The organism is Gluconobacter sp. OJA, from assembly GCF_039638325.1.
Taxonomy (GTDB): Bacteria; Pseudomonadota; Alphaproteobacteria; order Acetobacterales; family Acetobacteraceae; genus Gluconobacter; species Gluconobacter cerinus.
On record NZ_JBDIWI010000001.1, the window covers coordinates 366,572 to 386,445 of the forward strand.

At 57.1% G+C, this 19,874-nt stretch carries 16 protein-coding genes; 10 read left to right on the top strand and 6 right to left on the bottom strand.

All coding sequences use genetic code 11. From position 1 onward, the window contains the following. The first annotated feature begins 49 nt into the window (after positions 1-49). The 7 genes from ABDK75_RS01710 to ABDK75_RS01740 all read left to right on the top strand — a co-directional run bounded on the left by ABDK75_RS01710 (position 50) and on the right by ABDK75_RS01740 (position 5,909). Complete coding sequence (locus ABDK75_RS01710) at positions 50-1,294, top strand: trypsin-like peptidase domain-containing protein (protein WP_346004801.1); 1,245 nt, start codon at positions 50-52, stop codon at positions 1,292-1,294. Between the two features lie 90 nt (positions 1,295-1,384). Then, the gene (locus tag ABDK75_RS01715) at positions 1,385-2,065 is read left to right on the top strand and encodes a response regulator transcription factor (RefSeq protein ID WP_046900612.1); all 681 of its coding nucleotides are present in this window, start codon (positions 1,385-1,387) and stop codon (positions 2,063-2,065) included. A 3-nt stretch (positions 2,066-2,068) separates the two neighbouring features. Next, positions 2,069-3,481 carry a HAMP domain-containing sensor histidine kinase gene (locus ABDK75_RS01720; protein WP_346004802.1) on the top strand — a complete coding sequence of 471 codons (1,413 nt, stop codon included), beginning with the start codon at positions 2,069-2,071 and terminating at the stop codon, positions 3,479-3,481. A gap of 58 nt (positions 3,482-3,539) precedes the next feature. After that, on the top strand, positions 3,540-3,890 hold the full coding sequence (locus ABDK75_RS01725; RefSeq protein WP_346004803.1) for a hypothetical protein: 351 nt from the start codon (positions 3,540-3,542) through the stop codon (positions 3,888-3,890). Beyond that, the gene (locus tag ABDK75_RS01730; RefSeq protein ID WP_211502363.1) at positions 3,887-4,588 is read left to right on the top strand and encodes an SIMPL domain-containing protein; all 702 of its coding nucleotides are present in this window, start codon (positions 3,887-3,889) and stop codon (positions 4,586-4,588) included. Before ABDK75_RS01725 ends, ABDK75_RS01730 begins: the two co-directional genes overlap by 4 nt. 1 nt (position 4,589) lies before the next feature. Then, positions 4,590-4,946 (top strand): DUF393 domain-containing protein, encoded by a 357-nt coding sequence (locus ABDK75_RS01735; RefSeq protein ID WP_346004804.1) that lies wholly within the window; start codon positions 4,590-4,592, stop codon positions 4,944-4,946. A 99-nt stretch (positions 4,947-5,045) separates the two neighbouring features. Next, positions 5,046-5,909: a hypothetical protein gene (locus tag ABDK75_RS01740; protein ID WP_346004805.1), complete on the top strand. Its 864-nt coding sequence runs from the start codon at positions 5,046-5,048 to the stop codon at positions 5,907-5,909. A 7-nt stretch (positions 5,910-5,916) separates the two neighbouring features. Here ABDK75_RS01740 and putA read toward each other — a convergent pair whose 3' ends face one another. Beyond that, complete coding sequence (putA, locus tag ABDK75_RS01745) at positions 5,917-9,573, bottom strand: bifunctional proline dehydrogenase/L-glutamate gamma-semialdehyde dehydrogenase PutA (RefSeq protein WP_346004806.1); 3,657 nt, start codon at positions 9,571-9,573, stop codon at positions 5,917-5,919. A 349-nt stretch (positions 9,574-9,922) separates the two neighbouring features. Here putA and ABDK75_RS01750 point away from each other — a divergent pair, with 349 nt between their 5' ends. Next, positions 9,923-11,470 (top strand): tetratricopeptide repeat protein, encoded by a 1,548-nt coding sequence (locus ABDK75_RS01750; protein ID WP_346004807.1) that lies wholly within the window; start codon positions 9,923-9,925, stop codon positions 11,468-11,470. An 83-nt stretch (positions 11,471-11,553) separates the two neighbouring features. Here the strand turns inward: ABDK75_RS01750 and infC are convergent, their stop codons facing one another. From infC to ABDK75_RS01775, 5 genes are all read right to left on the bottom strand, one after another. Next, on the bottom strand, positions 11,554-12,075 hold the full coding sequence (infC, locus tag ABDK75_RS01755) for a translation initiation factor IF-3 (RefSeq protein ID WP_046900620.1): 522 nt from the start codon (positions 12,073-12,075) through the stop codon (positions 11,554-11,556). Between the two features lie 161 nt (positions 12,076-12,236). Beyond that, positions 12,237-14,174: a threonine--tRNA ligase gene (thrS, locus tag ABDK75_RS01760; protein ID WP_346004808.1), complete on the bottom strand. Its 1,938-nt coding sequence runs from the start codon at positions 14,172-14,174 to the stop codon at positions 12,237-12,239. Between the two features lie 111 nt (positions 14,175-14,285). Next, positions 14,286-15,371, bottom strand: coding sequence for a glycosyltransferase family 2 protein (locus ABDK75_RS01765; RefSeq protein WP_346004809.1), 1,086 nt, complete (start codon positions 15,369-15,371; stop codon positions 14,286-14,288). Further along, positions 15,368-16,276 carry a glycosyltransferase family 9 protein gene (locus ABDK75_RS01770; RefSeq protein WP_346004810.1) on the bottom strand — a complete coding sequence of 303 codons (909 nt, stop codon included), beginning with the start codon at positions 16,274-16,276 and terminating at the stop codon, positions 15,368-15,370. The genes ABDK75_RS01765 and ABDK75_RS01770 overlap by 4 nt, the downstream gene beginning before the upstream one ends. An 82-nt stretch (positions 16,277-16,358) precedes the next feature. Then, positions 16,359-16,988 carry a nucleotide exchange factor GrpE gene (locus tag ABDK75_RS01775; protein ID WP_064274586.1) on the bottom strand — a complete coding sequence of 210 codons (630 nt, stop codon included), beginning with the start codon at positions 16,986-16,988 and terminating at the stop codon, positions 16,359-16,361. Positions 16,989-17,172: 184 nt separating this feature from the next. Here ABDK75_RS01775 and ABDK75_RS01780 point away from each other — a divergent pair, with 184 nt between their 5' ends. Both ABDK75_RS01780 and ABDK75_RS01785 read left to right on the top strand, forming a co-directional pair. Further along, positions 17,173-17,943 (top strand): response regulator transcription factor, encoded by a 771-nt coding sequence (locus ABDK75_RS01780; RefSeq protein ID WP_099211597.1) that lies wholly within the window; start codon positions 17,173-17,175, stop codon positions 17,941-17,943. Between the two features lie 40 nt (positions 17,944-17,983). Beyond that, positions 17,984-19,807, top strand: a complete 1,824-nt coding sequence (locus tag ABDK75_RS01785) for a stimulus-sensing domain-containing protein (protein WP_346004811.1) — start codon at positions 17,984-17,986, stop codon at positions 19,805-19,807. The last annotated feature ends 67 nt before the right edge of the window (positions 19,808-19,874 follow it).

The window sequence follows — 19,874 nt, forward strand, 5'->3', positions numbered from 1 at the left end:
GGTTTTGTGTTAGCAGCTGAAACATGACGATGTTCGTGACCTGTTTCCCATGAATCGCTCTCTTCAGGCCGCTGCAATCGGGGCCGGAACAGCGACTGTCGTGACAGTAGGCCTGATGCTGGCATTGCGTCTGCACAGCCACGGAGAGCAACACGCTCCCACATCTCAGCCTGCTGCAACGACCATTCAACAGCAGGCCGTTAAACCGCTTTCGTCCATTAGTCCGGACAGCCCTTTGGCAGGAGAAAGCACGGACGCACACGGGATTCCGACACAGCCTCCGGTGCCCGCCGCAGCACCGGCACTGCCTCCCTTGTTGGTTAAATACGGTCCTCTGAGTTTTGCGCCGCTTGTGCGTCAGGTCATTCCGGCCGTTGTGAACATTGCCATTACCCAGAGCAGCCCGGACGGCCATGATCACGTTCCACCGCAAATCAAGGGAACCCCGCTGGAGAAGCGCTATCATGATCGCATGAAGCGCCAGCAGGACGAAATGGTTGGCGCAGGCTCGGGCTTCATCGTGGATGCCACCGGAATCATTGTAACCAACCGGCACGTTGTCGGTGGAGCGGACAAGGTAGTCGTCTCCCTTTCCAACGGTCATGAAATGCCGGCCCGTCTTCTGGGAGCTGATCCGCTGACGGATATTGCCGTCATCAAGGTTGATAGTCCTGAGCCGTTGCCGCACGTCACCTGGGGCGACAGTCGCCAGACGGATATCGGAGACTGGATTCTGGTCGCAGGGAATCCGTTCGGGTTTGGCTCGTCTGTGACGGCGGGCATTGTTTCTGCCGTAGGGCGTGACCTGGGTATCGGCTCTCTGGACGATTTCATTCAGCTCGATGCCCCCATTAATCCGGGAAATTCTGGCGGTCCGGCCTTCAATATGCGGGGACAGGTCGTGGCGGTGAATGCTGCCATCGTGACGCCTGCTGGGGGCTCCGTAGGCATTGGCTTTGGTATTCCATCTGAAATCGTCGCCCCGATCGTCGCTGAAATCGAAGCAACCGGGCATGTCGAGCATGGTTGGCTCGGTATTACCCTTGATGACGGGGACACGGACGTCGGTATTGCGGGTGTCGATAACGGTGGGCCGGCCCAGAAAAGCGGTCTGCGTCGTGGCGACATCGTGCGGCAGGTAGATGGAGCGCCCGTTATCAGCGCCCGTATGCTGTTGCGAAGCATCGCTGCGGCCCGGCCGGGCATGGTTCTGAATTTTGGCGTCAGGCGTGGCGGCACGGACCTGACGCTTCCCGTTCATATCGGACCACGCCCCAAGAACGCGGATAACTGATCGAGCCTCCACTTTGACCCGTGGACACAAGCCGGTATTCTGAGGCCCTGATACGGCGCCCAGTCGCCCGGAAGGAAGAGAGTAAAATCAATGCGTATCCTGCTCGTTGAGGACGATTCCACAGTCCGCGCCTTTGTGCTCAAGGGGTTGCGTGAAGCCGGGCACGTCGTGGATGAGGCGGATAACGGCAAGGATGGTCTGTTTCTGGCCGTCAGTGAAAATTATGACGTTGTGATCCTGGACCGTATGCTGCCCGGTGGGATTGACGGCCTGCGTATTCTGGAAACGCTGCGTGGACAGCAGAATGCGACGCCGGTTCTGTTGTTGTCCGCTCTGGCAGATGTTGATGAACGCGTGGCTGGCCTGAAGGCCGGTGGCGATGACTACATGACAAAGCCATTTGCCTTCTCAGAGCTTCTGGCCCGGATTGAGGCGCTCGGCCGCCGTGGTCGTCCTGAGTCTGCTCCTCAGACACGTTTGACTGTGGGCGATCTGGAAATGGATTTGCTTTCCCGGACTGTGAAGCGTGGGAATGAGAAGATTGATCTTCAGCCCCGCGAATTTCGTCTGCTGGAATTTCTGATTCGTCATGCGGGGCAAGTCGTCACGCGGACCATGCTGCTGGAGCGCGTGTGGGATTATCATTTTGACCCACAGACCAACGTGATTGACGTGCATGTTTCACGCCTGCGCCAGAAAGTGGACAAGCCGTTTGCAACGCCCCTCATCCATACGATCCGCAACGCCGGATACATCCTGCGCGCGGACTGACCCGTGAAAATCTGGCGCGGGTTCCGCCGTCTGGGGAAGCGTTTGCGCTGGCCGATCCGGTCTGCAGGGCTGAATTTTGCCCTCGCCTACGGGTTGGTGTTCATCATTTCTGCGGGCGTGTTCCTGTCGTTCATCTGGTGGAACACGACTGGCCAGCTGGACCGTCAGGTCGAAGCTGCCGTGCAGGTGGACGCCCACGATCTGGCACAACGCTGGGTTCATGGTGGCCCGGCGGCTCTGGCGCTCGCCATTCAGGACCGATTGGATCAGAACGTCGAGGATGACGAGCTGTATTTGCTCGTCGGGCCTGACGGTCGCAAATATGCTGGAAATCTACCGGGGTGGCCTGTGGTCATCACCCAGATGGATGAGTTTTATGAGCTCTCCATCCGCCGGGATGGTTTTCGCACCCAAGCCAAGATGCACGCCTTTCCGTTGTCGGAAGGCTTTCGCCTGATTGTTGGGCGGGATGTTCGCGGCCGGCAGGTCGTCCGGCACGTTTTGACCGATACGCTCATCTGGGCCTGGGTCATGGTGTCGCTGCTGGCGGCGGGTGGGACGCTCGCCATTCGGCGAATTTTCCGACAGGTCGTGCGCTCCATTGCCCGCACGACGTCTGCTGTAGCGCAGGGAGACCTCAGTCGTCGCATACCGTTGACCGGCAATGAAACCGATCTTGTCGCTCAGACGGTTAACACCATGCTCGAACGTATCAACCGTTTGATGGATGGCGTGCGGCAGGTCTCGAATGCCATTGCCCATGACCTGAGAACACCCATTGCACGAGCGCGCGCGCGTCTGGAAGATGCGAGCCTGACTGCTACGTCTGAAGACGAGCTCCGCGCGGCGATTGATCGTGCCGTTCTGGATCTGGACCATGTGACGTCTATTTTCGAAGCTCTTCTGCGTATCGCCCAGCTTGAAGCTGGCGCGCAGCGGGCGGCGTTTACAGTGCTGGACATTCCGTCCTTGCTGGAAGGTCTGAGCGAGCTTTATGAAGCATCCATGGAAGACGCTGGCCTGAAACTCGATTTTCGGATCGGGGTACTGGCGCCGGTCAATGGAGACCCGCATCTTCTCCAGCAGGCTGTTGCCAATCTTCTCGATAATGCCATTAAGTTCGCGCCGGAAAATACGACGATCACTCTCTCTGCCGTCATGCAGAAAGGGCGTGTTGCCGTCAGTGTTTCAGATCAGGGCCCTGGCATGAGTGAACTGGATATGGCCCGTGCGTCAGAGCGATTTTTCCGTGCAGAAACAGCGCGGAATACCCCCGGCGCAGGGCTTGGGCTTTCTCTGGTGCAGGCCGTTGTTCAACTGCATGGTGGAACCATGGAGCTCTCGGACGGAAAGCCAGGGCTGCGAGTAACACTGCTTTTGCCAGCTCTCCAAAATGCCAAGACCCTCCCTGCATGACGGAAGTTTCATTCCTCCCTCACCCGTGGCTTAGGTGAGACTGTGTAAAGAGGGCGGAATGCGCCTTCTCCCTCCAATGTCTGTCTGTCTTCTGGGTCTGGTGGGAAGCCTTGCGGCTGCCCCGGCTGGACATGCGCCACCGCAGAATGCGCCTGCCCGACCTGTCACCGGGAAAGAAGAAGGCGTAATTTCCGTGACGTCTGACAGCGCGGAATACTGCACCCAGCTGACACAGAACGTGGATCATCTTCTGGCGACACCCCATGGAATCCCTGTTGGGGCTATGGATGATGCGCACCGTCTTCGGATTGAAGGCGATACACTCTGCAAGCACCATCACCTGCGGGCGGGGATCGCGAGGCTGCGTCGTGCGTTGGTCCTTTTGGAACATAGTCAGGAGCACTCATGAAGCGTCTTTTCCGTCTGGTCACCCCACTCGCTGTCCTGTCTCTAGCAATTTGCTGTCAGGCCCGGGCAACAGAACCCCAGATGACTGGGACAGAGTTGGATTTCACAGTCACGGGTGAAGCCCATGCAGCGCCAACGCTTCTGACGGTGCGTCTTTTCGGGCGAGTGGACAGTGCCTCTGCCATCGAAGCGCAGAAAACCCTGAATGCCCATATGGCGGAAGCCATGAAAATGGCATCCGGGGTGTCAGGAATTGAGGCGCAAGCTGGCAGTTATTCCCTGTCGGACCAGACGCCAGAGCATGGCCCGACGCGCTGGACCGCCCGTCAGGATTTAAGTCTGAGCGGGAAGGACGCTGTGTCTCTTCTGGATCTGTCAGGCAAGCTGCAAAGTCACGGTTTGATGATGGATGGCCTGGACTGGTCGCTGGACTCCGAAACACGGGAGACGTTACTGCGCCAGGCCCGTACCCAGGCACTCCAGAAAGTTCGGCAGGAAGCCGATGAAAGTGCCAGAACGCTGGGGCTACATGTTGTACGACTGAAGCAGGTTCGTGTGTCTTCGATGGAACCGGGCCCGCGGCCGGTCATGTTGATGGCGGCTCGTGCAGCTAGCGATTCGTTCACACCGCCACAAGGCACTCCGCAGGAACAAACCCTTCGCGTTACAGTGAGTGTTGAAGCCGAACTGGCTCCCTGACATGTCACGTCTGACGGTCTGGCATGACGGAAACTGTCCTTTATGCCAACGTGAAATCGCCTTGATGCGTCGGCTGGATCGGCGTGGAAACATCGACTTCATTGATGCCTCCGGAGAAATTGCGGATTGCCCGTTAGACCGTGCAGCCTTGCTCGCCCGGTTTCACGCACGCGAGGGCGAGCAGCTCTATGACGGCGCGGCTGCTTTTGCGGCCATGTGGCGTGCCATTCCGGTTCTCCGGCCTTTGGGCGAAGTCGCCCGTTATCCGCTGGTGCTTAAAGGCCTTGAGGTCCTGTATGGGCAGTTTTTAAAAGTACGGCCCATCCTTCAACGGCTGGTTCGCAAGGCCGGTCAATAAGGCATCCTTCATTTTTTATTCGGAATAGTTGTACAAGCTGTAAAATTCAGACATGGTTTGACATGAAATGTCGTAAAGGGCTGTGTCATGAAAGTCTGGATGCCTCTTGTTGCCGCATTGCTTGCCTTAGCGCCTTCTCTCCACGCTCAGGAGAAACTGGTCGTGCAGGGTTACTCTGCCGATCAGACCCGACATGCCGTGGAAGAAATTGTTCAGCCTGCCAGTGGTCGTCAGATTGCTCGTTGGGACCGAACGGTCTGTTCGCAGTTCATCGGTTTTCCAGCCGGGGTGGAAGAGAATTTTCAGAGCCATCTGGCGGAGCGTTTTGCGAAATATGGTGTTCACCTGCGGGCGAATTGCAGGATACCCCGGCTTTTCATTCTCGCGACTGTCCATGAAGACGATCTCATCTCCCATATCCTGGATCGTGATCCCTATCTCATGCAGGGTCTCGACACATCGCCCGTGTTTACTGACAACATCCGTCTTCCGTCTCCACGCGTGAAGAAAGCCTTGCAGGAAAGTTATCCTGTTCGCTGGTTTGCGGATGTCGGGATTGAGGACACTTACCACATGCCCATGCATGTTGGTCCCACACTTATGGCCCCAGCTTATGTGCATGAGCCGTTAATGACGTCTTTCCTCGGATCACAGACGGTCGAAACGATCAAGTATATGGCTGTGACGGTAGATCTTTCGAAGATGGATGGCGTCTCATGGCCGTCTCTTTACGAGTATGTCTCCATGATTGCTCTCACAAATCCGGCGCTTAAGGATTACGACACCACAGAGAGCATTCTGGGCAGCTTTGTGCAGAAGAAGCAGCCACAGCAGGGGAGTTTTTCCATGACCAACCTTGATGACGCGATTGTTCATCAGGTCTATTCCCTGGACCCTGCTGAAGATGGCCGCTCAGAAACGCAGAAAATTACGTGGGACGTTACGGCCAGTCTTCATCACTGAAGTGCTTTCAGGACAGAGCCATCGTGGTCAGATCGCCGCAAAGGGCAGCTGTATTAACGGTCACGACGTGCTCTTCCAGAAGCCATTCGGGGCGCAGACAATCCAACACATGAATGGGAACAATGCGCCCTTCGCGTGCTGTCAGGGTTGAGGCAGCCTGCAGCGCGCGGGGGGAATGTCTTTCCATGATCATGACAGCACATTCCGGCAAGGCCCCTGGATCAACGCGCTGGATACGGTCGGCTAAACCGGGAGAAAGGCGCTGCATCCAGTCCAGTGCGTGATCTGGGCCAAGAACCAGAGCAGGGTTGCCGGTTCCCAGAGCCATACCGACAGCCCTGAGAATGGCAGGCCAGCTTTCACCTGCGCAGAGTACCGGGCCACAGGGCTTGAGTGTCAGTGTGTTGGTCTCTCCAGCGGGGCCGGGCAGTGTCATTGAGAAGCCCGTCATGGCATGCGCAATATCCTGTCGGATCTGGCGGGCTGAGACGGCATCCCGGCTTTCAAGAAACGTCACCAAACTTTGCGCATGGCGCGGGATACTACCCGGATTTGCATCTTTAGGCGCAAACCATGGGGACGTGCGGGCACTCATACGGCGGAGGGCAAAGGGACCTCCTGCCTTGGGGCCACAGCCTGAAAGTCCGGACCCACCAAAAGGCTGCGAGCCAATAACTGCTCCTGTTATGGTTCGATTGACGTAGATGTTCCCCGCCTGAATGCGGTTAGTCGTGCGATCTACTGTCATGGCGACACGCGAATGAACGCCAAAAGTCAGGCCGTACCCCATGGAATTTACAGCGTCGATCACGCCGTCCATTTCGTTGCGGTTGAAGCGACGCACATGCAGGACCGGCCCGAACACTTCATGCGGAATATCGGCAACACGGCCGATTTCAATCAGCGTAGGCGGAAGGAAATGGCCGTATCGACAGTTTTCACCCAGTTCGGGGGACCAGACCGTTCGGCCAGCCCGACGCATCATTTCAATATGATCCATCGCTTCTGTCCGGGCTTCCGGAGAAATAATTGGCCCGATATCCGTTGAAAGGCGTGCCGGATTCCCAATAGCCAGATCCTGAATTGCGCCCTTCAAAAGCTCAAGAACATGGTCTGCACAGTCTTCTTGGATCAACAGGATACGAAGAGACGAACAGCGTTGCCCCGCACTGTCAAAAGCAGAGCTCAGAATATCCTGCACGACCTGTTCTGCATGCGCGGAGCTATCGACCAGCATTGCATTCTGTCCGCCCGTGCGCGCCACGAGAGGAACAGGTGTGCCCGTGCGCCCCTGCCGATCAAAGATCTGGCGTGAAACGGCTTTGCCAACGGGCGTGGAGCCGGTGAACATTACGGCATCAACCCGGTGATCGGCTACCAGACGCTCTCCCACCGATCCGTCGCCGGGTAAAAGGTGCAGAACTTCAGGTGGAATCCCAGCATCATGCAGAAGCTGAACGGTGCGGCTTGCAATAAACGGGGTTTGCTCGGCTGGCTTGGCCAGAACAACATTTCCAGCGGCAAGAGAGACGGAAATCTGTTGCACGAACGCCGCCAGTGGGCTGCTCCAGGGGCTGATACACGCAACAAGGCCAAGCGGTGAGGCCTGCAAATGATAATCCCGCCCTTGCAGACGTTCCGCATCATGGCGAAGAATACTGACGGCCTCACGGACTTCATCCTGAGCAGCTGGAAGGGTCTTTCCAGCTTCCCGTACCAGAAGCGCCATTAGCTCAATCCGGTGGGCCTCAATCAGATCAGCAGCTTTCCCCAGACAGGCAATCCGCACTTCAGGGCTGCTGCCTGCCCAACTGGCAAGCGCACGCTCCGCTGTCTCCACTGCAGACAGCAGTGTCTTTCCATCAGTCTCGACAACGTCTCCGATCGGGTCATGTCGGTCTGCGGGGTTGTAGAGCAGACGGGAGCGGTCGTGCTGACTGGTGACACCCGGCGTCAGAGCTCGGGCGTGGAGGAAGGGCGCATCTCCATCAAGGGTTTCATGGAGGACACGAAGTGTCAGCTCGTTGAAAAGATCCAGGCCTGCCGCGTTGCGTCGCCCAGGCTGGAAAATGTCTGACGGCGCACGAACTGCACGATTAGGGCGCTCGGTTCTCAGAATGGCGCGTGTTGCCTCGACGGGGTCAGCTGTTAACGCTTCAATCGTAATAGCCGGGTCCTCGTCGCGGCTGACAACAAGCGAGGCAGCCCCGTTTTCCAGTAGCTGTCTCACGAAACTGGGCATGAGTGCCGCGACTTCCCCGATGGGAGCATGCACCCGGCAGGGCAGGTTCATGCCCTGTTGGTTTCGCAGATGCTGCGCGAGGGCCAGCCCCAGCCCATGCAGGCATGAGAACTCGAAATCTCCCGGCCGAACCTGCCCTGCGAGCGCCAGAATATGACCAATAGTCCGCGGGTTATGGGTGGCAAACTGCGGGTAGGTGGCATCCAGCGATTCAAGAAGCTGTCGGGCGCAGGCGAGATAACTGACATCCGTGTGGCAACGGCGCGTGAAAACAGGGAAGTCAGCCAGTCCGGTTTTCTGGGCTTGTCGAATTTCCGAATTCCAGCAGGAACCTTTGACCAGTCTGACAAGAACACGACGCCCGGTGCGCCGGCCTAGATCAATAAGAAAATCTACGACAGCTGAAGCACGACGATCATAGGTCTGGACGGTCATGCCAAGCCCGTTCCAGTTCCCGAGTTCAGGCAGTACACAGAGTGCCTCAAGCAGATCCAGCGTCAGCTCAAGATGTGTGCTGTCTTCGCTGGAGAGCAGGATGCCAACATCCAGTTGCCGTGCCCGGATGGTAAGTCTTTGCAGGATCGGCAACAGCTCTGTCATGATCCGCTCGCGCCTGAAACGGCTGAATCGCGCGCTCAATGCGGGCAGGCGTACATACAGCATCGGGCGGTCATGAAAGTCGCCGGTGATGCCCGCGTGTTGGCTGATATCTTCCAGTGCGTCTTCATAGACGGTAAGGGCATCGAGGGCTTGATGAGCCGTCAGAGCGGTGTTGACCTGCGGATCATATGCATATGTCAGCCCGTATTTTTCTGCAGGGGCGGACAGTCTCAGAGCTTGAGCCAGTGTGGAGCCCAGAATAAATCCGCTTCCTACGGCACGGATAGCTTTTTCCAGACTGCGGCGAACCATGGGAGTAGATGTCTGAAGGGTTAGCCGACGAAGGCTGAACCCCTTGCTCTGGTTGAAACGCCCTGCAAGGGACAGGTTCAACGCAATCGAGTTCACAACCGACGCACGGCGTTTACTGATATGCCGTCCCCAGTCGGTAGCTCCCACGAGAGAACGGATCAGCGCATCCTGAGTCGCAGAATCCGGAATGCGCAGGAGTGCCTCTTCCAGAGCCAGAACAGATTGCCCTTCAGGTGAAGACAGAGGGAATGCCTGCAAAAGGCTCCCCACAATATCGGGCGAGGAGTCTCGTGCGGCCTCAGCAAGGCCATGGGCTACTCTGGTGGCTTGACGATCCTGCTCAGGCGTCAGGTCAGCACGCGGCAGCAGCGCATCCACACATTCCGCCTCGGGCCGATAGTGAGCAGCGGAGACAGCGTTACGGAGCGGTGAGCGTGGTGCGCGTGAGAGTAGAAATTCCGCAAATGGCGCGGCGGGGCGTGAAGCCGGGTTCGTCGTCGGATGGGTCATGGAGTCCATTCCAGGCGGGTTAAAGCCCGGGGAGGCCTTTAAAACAGAATAGAAAGCGCTCTTAGCGCAACATCGTAGCCAAGACACCCAATGATTGATCTGAAATCGGATTTATTTCTGATCACAGCCTCTTTTTCAAACGCCCATAAGATGCACTGAGAAGCTCATTTTATAAATATTGGAAATATTTTCGGACTTGTAATGTCCAATTCGAAAAGAGAATTTCTTTTAAATTATTAATTTATTTCAATGGTATCAAAGATATGGTCTCAGAAACGATGTGATGAACGAATGGAGTTTGAGGAATTCTTAAGAATTTCCTCTTACAGACAAAGGACGAGGAGTCGGAATGACCACACTTTCCCCCAGCCCCTGTCTGCTTACACGTCGTACCTTCACAGAATATTTGCGAGTAGCAGTCGGCCTGGAAGAAGTGGGGCAGCGTGAGAGTGCTATCGACGTTCTGCGAGAGGCAGAAACGCTTCTGCCAGAAAGGCCTGAAAGTCTTTTTCTTCTTGGTGGCGTTTATGAGCGTCTTCAGTGCTGGGAAAAGGCATCCCTGTTCTATGGCCAAGCCCTCGAAGCAAGGCCTCATGCGGCAAGGGTTTGGCATCGACTGGGCATTGCCCTGCTGCATCAGGATGATCTGGGAGGGTCTATCAAAGCTCTGGAAACTGCCGTGCAGCAGGACCCGGCTATTCCTGAGTACGCTACCGACCTGAGTATGGTTCTGTCACGTGACGGACAGTTTGAAGCGGCGCTGGGTTTCGCGCAGTCTGCTTTGAAAATGCAGCCCGATGATGCAAATGCTCTCAATAACGCCGGTCATATTCTCCAATGTTTGAACCGCTCTGCAGAAGCCTTGCCGTTCTACGATGCGGCGCTTCGACGGTCTCCTGATCATCCCGTTATCCGTTTTGGCCGTGCGACGGCTTTGCTGAAATCGGGTGATTTTCTTTTAGGATGGCAGGAATACGAAAGTCGTTGGCTCTCTTCGAGAACAGTCAGGGCTGATATCGCCGCGCCAGTCTGGGAAGGGGAATCCCTGAAGGGATGCACCATTCTTGTTCATCACGAACAGGGATATGGAGACACTCTGCATTTCATCCGCCTGATGCCGATACTGGCCCAGAGGGGTGCCGAAGTTGTAGTGCAGGTTCCAGTTCCATTGGTACGACTGATGCAGCGTGTAGCGGGCGTATCCCGGGTAGTCTCAGTTCTCGATCCTGCCGACAGCTTCGACTATCATTGCCCGATGATGAGCCTTCCCGTGAGGCTCGGACTGACGGCAGAGTTTGTTGGACAGTTTCCCTATCTGTCTGTGTCAGAAGAAGACATGACAACTCAGGGAGGCAAGCTCAGTGCCCAGGTTCAAGGTTCCTGCCAGCCTCCGGATTTCGTCGTAGGGCTTGTCTGGAGTGGAGATCCCAGACCTCATGACCTGCGTGCGACGCAGACGGATCGCCGCCGCAGCATGTCGTTGGAGACATTGAGGCCTTTGTTTTCAGTAAAAGGCGTGCGTTTCGTAAGTTTCCAAATGGGAGCGGCCCGCCATCAAGTTGCTGAAACCGGATTGCCGCTGGTTGATGGGACGGAGAATATTCTCGATTTTGCTGATACCGCTGCCCGACTCTCTGGTGTGGATCTTCTGATTACGGTGGATACGTCCATGGCTCATCTGGCGGGTGGACTATGTAAACCCGTCTGGATGCTGTCACGCTCTGACGCTTGCTGGCGTTGGGGAGATGCAGGAACTCAGACCGCCTGGTATCCGGATATGCGAATTTTCCGTCAGCCTGTGGCAGGAGATTGGGGGAGTGTGGTTGACGATGTTCGGCTCACTCTTGTCCGGCTCCTGGATTTGTATCGCGGCTATCAGCATGAGTCCGGTGAATAGGCGAGCTCCAGGACTAAAGGCATAAAAAAAAGCAGCCTTCCGAAGAAGGCTGCTTTTCCTGTGGATCGCGTAAGAACCCGGTTTTAGCGCGGAGCTATAACCATGAGCATCTGACGGTTTTCCATACGGGGCATCTGCTCAACCTTGGCCTTTTCTTCGACCTCGATGCGGATGCGCTCCATCATCTTTGCACCCAACTCCTGGTGAGCCATTTCACGGCCCTTGAAGCGAAGGGATACCTTTACCTTGTCGCCATCATCCAGGAACGAGTTGATGGCCTTGAGCTTCGTCTGGAAGTCATGCTCGCCCGTGCCGGGACGAACCTTCACTTCCTTGATCTCAACGACCTTCTGCTTCTTGCGGGCTTCGTTCTTCTTCTTCTGCTGCTCGTACTTGAACTTGCCGTAGTCCAAGATCTTCACAACAGGGGGAACAGCGGTCGGGCTGATTTCCAGGAGGTCAAGGCCAACCGAGAAAGCACGCATCAGAGCATCCCGGGTCGTCATGACGCCTTGCATTTCGCCTTCTTCGTCAATCAGACGAACCTGCGGAACACGGATTTCCTCATTGACGCGCGGCCCCTCACGTGTGGGCGCGGCCTGCATCGGCGGTCTAGCTATGGTCAGCTCCTGTCGTAATTTTCATACAAGAACCAGCACTGACCCGAACGCCCGCGCCTCGTTAAAGAGGGGCGGGTTTCGATCTTTGCCGATCCCATTCCTTTTGCACATAGTCCTGCGCCCTTCCGGGCGCAAGGGTATTACGCTCAATCCTTCGAAAACCGGGCAATATCAGGCGGGGTGGCCTCGGCTGTGAGAGTTTTTACAGCCTCTTCGAGTCCCAGGATTTCCTGATTGGCGCCGCCAAGGCGACGCATCGCCACTTTGCGCTCTTCTGCTTCACGGCGTCCAACCACCAGAATAACCGGAACGCGCGCAAGACTGTGTTCGCGGATCTTGGCGTTGATCTTGTCGTTGCGAACGTCGGTTACAACCTGAAGCCCGGCTGCCTTCAGTTCTGCAGCAACCTCATTGGCGTAATCAGCAGCATCGGAAACGATGGACGCCACTACAACCTGCGTCGGCGCCAGCCAGAGCGGGAACTTGCCAGCATACTGCTCGATCAGGATGCCGATGAAGCGCTCGAAGCTGCCCAGGATGGCGCGGTGCAGCATAACCGGGCGGTGACGCTGGCTATCTTCACCAATATAGGACGCATCCAGGCGCTCTGGCAGAACATAGTCCACCTGAAGCGTACCACACTGCCAGTCACGACCGATGGCGTCCGTCAGAACGAACTCCAGCTTCGGGCCATAGAAGGCACCTTCGCCAGGGTTGTACTCGTACTCAACACCAGCAATTTCACAGGCCGTCTTGAGCGAGCCTTCGGCCCGATCCCAGACTTCGTCAGAGCCGGCGCGCGTCTCCGGACGGTCCGAAAACTTCACGCGGAAGCTCTCAAAGCCCAGATCCGTGTAAACCTCGGCCAACATCTTCACGAACTTTGCGGTTTCATCCGCAATCTGATCGTCCGTGCAGAAGATATGAGCATCATCCTGCGTGAAGCCTCGAACGCGCATGATTCCATGCAGCGAGCCGGACGGCTCATAACGATGGCACGCCCCGAACTCAGCCATACGCAGCGGCAGTTCGCGGTAAGACCGCAGGCCATGGCGGAAGATCTGCACATGGCACGGGCAGTTCATCGGCTTCAGGGCGAGGGTTTTGTCCTCATCCTCAACTTGCGCGATGAACATGTTCTCACGGTACTTGTCCCAGTGACCGGAGGCTTCCCAGAGGGCACGGTCCACGAGCTGTGGCGTGCGAACTTCTTCGTAACCATTCCGGGACTGTGCGCGGCGCATGTAGTCCTGAAGGACCGTGTACAGACGCCAGCCCTTGTGGTGCCAGAAGATCTGTCCGACGGCTTCTTCCTGAATGTGGAAGAGGTCCATCTCGCGGCCAATCCGGCGATGATCGCGCTTCTCGGCTTCTTCCAGACGCATCAGATGAGCGTCCAGCTCCTTCTTGTCGCGCCAAGCCGTGCCGTAAATGCGGGTCAGCATGGGGTTGCGATGGTCACCACGCCAGTAAGCACCGGCCACGCGCATAAGCTTGAAGGCCGTGCCAACGTCTGCTGTGCCGCGCAGATGCGGGCCGCGGCAGAGATCGAGCCATTCGCCCTGACGGTAGATCGAAATCTGCTCGCTTTCCGGCAGATCGCGGATCAGTTCGGCCTTGAAGTCCTCACCCTTCTCTTCGAAGAAGCGAATGGCTTCGTCACGGTCCCATACTTCACGGGTGAAAGGGGCGTTGGCAGCGACGATTTCGCGCATCTTGGCTTCGATGGTTTCGAAGTCATCCGGCGTGAACGGCTTTTCACGGGAGAAGTCGTAATAGAAGCCATCCTTGATGCTCGGACCGATCGTGACCTGCGTTTCCGGCCAGAGCGACTGCACGGCTTCTGCCAAAACATGCGCCGCATCATGGCGGATCATCTCAAGTGAGGCATCGTCCTTCTTGGTGACGAACTTGACGGCCGCATCGTCCGCAATCTCGGTTGAAAGATCGACGAGCTTGCCGTTCACCTCCATGGCCAGGGCGGCTTTTGCCAGCCCCGGGCCGATGGAGGCCGCGATAGTCGTGCCCGTCACGGTCCCGTCGAACGTGCGGACGCTTCCGTCGGGGAGTGTGATGGCGGGCATGGGATCGCTCCTCTGCGATTGCTCCCGGCAGCCCTCTGCCGGGAAAAAGACACGCGTAAATGGCCTCAATCGGGGATTGGCCGCAAGCCCTGCACCGGCCTGAAAGCGGATTTATACGGTAGGAACTGCCGCCTGAAGCAGAAATGGCGCCATTCCGTTGGCATTCGGGCGCCGTCCTTCGCGCCATCCGGCGTCCATGTAATGGATCAGCGGCCAGATGCCATAAAAGGCGTCTTTCACCACATCTTCATTCTCGTAAGCGTAGGCGAGGGGATCAAATAGGCCGTATTCGTGCTGTGATCCATCTTCCAGTCGACGATGAGCCAAAAAATTCTGTGGAACATGCACCGGGAACTGCGGCGCGGCCGTATCTCCGAGGATTGGCGCAGGATCTACGCCTAACGTCCGGAAATGGTCTGCGATGACGGGCGCATAAATATCGGGTGTGTGCAGGTAGCTGCGGAGGAAATCTTCTTGGCTGGCCTGAAAATAGTACCGAAGATGATATCCCTCTTTGGGGTTCTCGGGTGTGATCTGGCCCGCTCTTGGCTTTTCCCCTGGAATTGCGCCAGCGATATGAGCGAGCTTCTGACGGGCAAAGCGGCGTATGTCTTCGTAGTCAGGTCGATTGTGCAGATGAAGATGCACAAAGGGCGTCCGGACGCAGCGCTCCGGGTAGATGGTCTGTGGGGCATGCAGACCCCGATCCAGCCCCACAATCGTATGAGCCTTGAACAGTGCCCTCGGAACCGACTGGGGGCGGTAGTAATTGGGAGCATTCGGTACGTTCAGAAGGAGGCGATCGGTAATCAGGGTCGCCTGTTCGTCTTTCAGAAGCTCGAACTGCGCGCGGATTTCCGCCGGGTCCACCGACAGGCGGTCGAGGAAGAACGCAAGAAATTCATCGCAATCCATGGGAAGTGCGAAATCACAGGCATTTTCCGCATCCCAGCCTCGGATAATGTCCGTGAAGATTTCACCTTTCCGCAAAAAATCCTTTTGGGACCGATATTTGCGGATGATCTGCACACCCTGCGCTTCATAACGCTTCTGCACATCTTTGACGTGTGGGTCTGTAGAGCCATTGTCGACAACGGTCAGATTGGAGAGGCCGAAAATGGCCCCGTGCCAGAGGATCCATGGCTCAAGAAGCGCGGCCTCGTTTTTCTGCATCGTGACGCAACGGATAACTGTCATCTGGGGAGTAGAGCCTCTATGCGTGATGCAGGTAACAGAGCCAGATCTGGAACATCCAGAATGGTTGTGCGTCCCGGTGTGAGCGAAAGGGGAGCCGTCAGGCGTGGATCACTGTCTTGGGAAAACAGGGCGATGATAGGACGATCCATAGCCGCGGCCAGATGGATCGGACCTGTATCGTTGCCAATGACAAGGTCAGCTCTGTGGAGAACGCCCGCCAACTCAACCAGACTGGTCTGTCCTGTGAGGTCCAGGGCGCTCGGGCAGTCCTGCAAAATCTGTTCAGCAAGAGGCTTTTCGCCCGCACAGCCTACAATGACTGGAGTCAGGCCGCGGGCAGCGACAGCTTGAGCCACCTCTGAAAACCGCGTGACGGGCCAGCGTTTCTGAGGCCGATGTGGGGCCGCTCCGGGAATAAGCACGACAGACCGACCGGAAATTTCTGGCCCATGTCCCTTCAGCCAATCCGGAACCTCTCGCGGAATGGGCTGAAGACCAGCGGCACGGAGCTGGTCTTCAAGGCGGGTCAGGGTGTGCATTTCATTGCGGGACGGATTGGCATGCGGATGGCAGCAGCCGTCAGAGATGCCGGACCAGTTGCGTGGTCTGCCTGCAAGCCGGAAGTAGGTGCGAGACCGCCCGGAGGTCTGGAGATCAAAAATGCGGTCAAATCCGCGCAGCGCACGGGACAGGCGAAGCAGAGCGACTGGGTGTGCCAGAGACGGGCGACGATCCGTCGTGACGTCATCGAACCAGGGCGCCGCCTGTGCCAGCTCCACGAAGGGAGGGGTCGTCAGCAGGGTGATGCTGTCGTGCGGGAACGCGGCCCGGATCGAAGCGAAGGCCCCAAACGCCTGAACGAAATCGCCCAGAGCACCGAGCTTGATGACAAGAATGCGACTCATGACCCTATTTTCTAACAGGGTCTGACGGAACGCCAACCATTAGAGCTGACGTTCCGCAAAAAGAAATCCTGCGTGAGCGGGATCAGGCGGTCGTGTCGAGACCCGGAGACGCCTTTGCTGCATCAGCTTCCGGCGTTCCCTTGGCGACAACAACCATGGCTGGCTTCAGCAAACGGCCCTTCAGAAGCCATGCTGGCGTCCAGGACTGCATGACGTGGCCGGGCGTATGCTGATCAGAGGGCTGTTCCGCCATGGCCTGATGCAGGTTGGCATCAAAAGGCTTGCCGGTCGGGTCTTCACAGGTAATGCCGTGACGTTCCAGAATGTTGATGAAGGACCGTTCCGTGCCTTCAATTCCTTCACGCAGCTTTGTGATGAGGCTGTCTTCGCCTTCGGTCTTTGTCGGAAGGGAGGCAAGGCCGCGCTGAAGATTTTCAGCTGCTTCAACAACGTCACGCGCAAATTTCTGAATGGCGTACTGACGAGCGTCTTCCACATCCCGCTTGGCGCGGGCGCGGATGTTCTGGTTCTCTGCTTCAGAACGGACCCAGCGATCCTTGAGTTCTGCCACTTCGGCTTCAAGAGCCTCAATGCGCGCTTCCGGCGTGGTTTCTTCCAGCGTTTCGCCGCCGGTTTCGTTCATGCCGGGGGTCTCGACGCCCTGCTCAGGCACGTCGTTTACAGTTTCCGGCGTAGTCTTCTGGTCTGTCATGTCACGACCTTATCTTGTGGGACGGGCCAACTCATGGCCCCGTTCTTCTTCAGGAGATAACGCGGATTGTCTCAAAGACAAGGGTTGCAACGTGGTAGGATGTCATTGAAATGCCTATTTCCCGCCACAGTGCGCCATGCGTTATAGATAATCTACGCATCAGATTTTAGCAGACGGACCCCATATGGAGACGCCCCACACTTCCTTTCCGCCTCAATCGGCCAACTGTCAGACGCCTTCTGGCATCACGGCAGCACCGATTATCGCGCTTGTGGATGACGATCGGAACATTCTTGCTTCCGTCCAGATGACCCTCGAATCCGAAGGGTTCACCGTTCACACCTATACGGATGGTGAAAGTGCGCTTCAGGGAATCACCAGCCGCCCGGTCAGCCTGGCGGTGCTGGACGTCAAAATGCCGCGCATGGACGGTATGGAGCTGCTTCAGCGCCTGCGCGCCCGATCCAACCTTCCTGTCATTTTCCTGACGTCGAAAGACGAGGAGCTAGATCAGCTCATGGGGCTGCGCCTCGGAGCTGACGATTACATCACCAAGCCGTTTTCCCAGCGTCTGCTGATCGAACGCATTCGTGCATTGCTGCGTCGGCAGGATGCCAGCCGCGCCGAAGCGGCAGGAGCCACAACCGTGGGCTCAGCCATCGTCCGTGGTCAGCTTTCTCTGGATGAAACACGACATCAGTGTCTGTGGGGCGGTCAGGATATTGCCCTGACTGTTACGGAGTTTCTTCTGGTGAAGGCGCTGGCCATGCGCCCGGGAATGGTGAAGTCCCGCGATCAGCTGATTGATGCGGCATACGGCGACAACATTTACGTCGATGACCGGACGATCGACAGTCATATCAAGCGCGTTCGCAAGAAATTCCGGCAGGTGGATGACAGCTTCAATCAGATCGAAACGCTCTACGGCATTGGATACCGTTACAAGGATGAGTGAGGCGCTGTGACGGGTTTGCTTGTGAGGCAGAAGGTACGTCATGGGTCGTAGAGAGCTGGCCCATGCAGTCCCCTATGATCTGGATTCGGATCGCCTTGAACAGGGGCGTGACCGTCGTCGCGCGGCGGCTGTCAGGGCTGGTGTCTGGCAGTCCATCCGTCGTGTGCTCAATGCGGGCACAGGGGGAGACGGGGATCGCAGTCAACGGCGCAGGCTTGCCTCACCTCTGCTGGGGCGTATCCTTCTTCTAAACATACTGCCCTTGGCTCTTTTGGCTGTGACATTGCTGTTTCTGGACCAGTTTCAGAACGGCTTGCTCGAAACAGACGTCAATGCCCTGCGCGAGCAGGCTCACATTTATGCCGCAGCTATCGGGCAGTCAGCCGTCAGTGCTGCGCCCAAAACAGGCGGAAAGCCTGCTCCAGGCGGTGATTATGTTCTGGATTCCCGCGCAAGGCCGCTCCTTGCGCGCCTGACAGAGCCAAGCCCCAATGCTCATGCCCTGTTATTTGATCCGGATGGCAAGCTGGTTGCGGATAGCCGGACGGAGCCCAAACTGCCGCCTAAAGCTGTGGCACCCGATGCAGTTCCCGAGGGGGAAACATGGCATCCGCCGCGAAACAACGCGCTGGAAACCTTTTATGACTGGCTCCTGTCGCTGCTGCCGCTCACATCCAGTGAAGGCATTGTCACACTCGACACGCCAGATGCCGCAACTGACGGTCCCCATGATGCACAGCCGCTTAGAGCGCAGTCTGAACTGCCGCCCTTCATCCGTCGGACCAAGGATCATCAGCTGGTCGTGACGGTTGTGGAGCCTGTGGTGCATGATGGGCTGACAGTTGGGGAAATCCAGCTAACGCGGCATGCCCCGGAAGTAGATCGATCCTTGTTTGCGGTTCGCTCTTCCATCCTGTCGCTTGTGCTGGCGGCGTTGATCGTGACGGTCCTGCTGTCCTGGTATCTGTCCCTGACAATTGCTCGCCCGCTGCTGACATTGGCGCGTGCCTCACATGAAATGAGGGAATCTGACGGGCGCAAGGACCTCGTCCCGGAGCGCCTCTTGGCCAGACGTGACGAAATCGGTGTTCTGGCGCGGTCCTTGCGTGGAAGTGCTTTGGCTCTGTGGGCGCGTATGGATGACATCGAACGCTTTGCTGCGGACGTCAGTCACGAAATCAAGAACCCGCTTTCATCTATCCGGTCGGCCATTGAAACACTTCCCAGAATTGCGATTCCAGAACGGCGGGATCGTCTGCTGGGGATCATCAATAGTGACGTCAAACGGTTGGATCGTTTGATTACGGATATTTCGGATGCAAGCAGGATCGATGCCGAGCTTTCACGCGTGCGACCCGAACCCGTAACGGTCGTGGCGCTGCTCGCCATTCTGGCCGAAATGCACCAGACCACGCGTAAGGAAGATGCTCCAATTCTGCGTCTGGATGTTCGGGATCAGGAGCCACCGCTTCGGGCGTTTGCTGTCGAAGACCGTCTTGTTCAGGTGCTGCGGAACCTGATTGGCAATGCAGTCTCGTTTTCGCCTCCTAATGGGATCATCGCGCTTCATGCCAGTGCGCGGGAAGTCGCTGGCAACGGACCCGGAACCGGTAGCGTGGTGGAAATTACCATCAGCGATCAAGGGCCCGGAATTCCACCAGGAAAGCTAGAAAGCGTCTTTGACCGCTTTTATTCAGAGCGGCCGCAGACTGAGAATTTCGGGCAGCATTCCGGCCTTGGTCTGGCGATCAGCCGTCAGATTATCCACGCTCTGCGGGGAAGCCTGTTTGCTGAAAACATCGTGGACGCTTCTGGTGCAATCTCCGGTGCATGTTTCGTGGTCAGATTGCCCCGGGCTCCCTGATCTGAGCGGTGAGGCATGCTGATATGCTGCAAGCCCAAACTGATTTCCGGTGACGATAATACTCCTC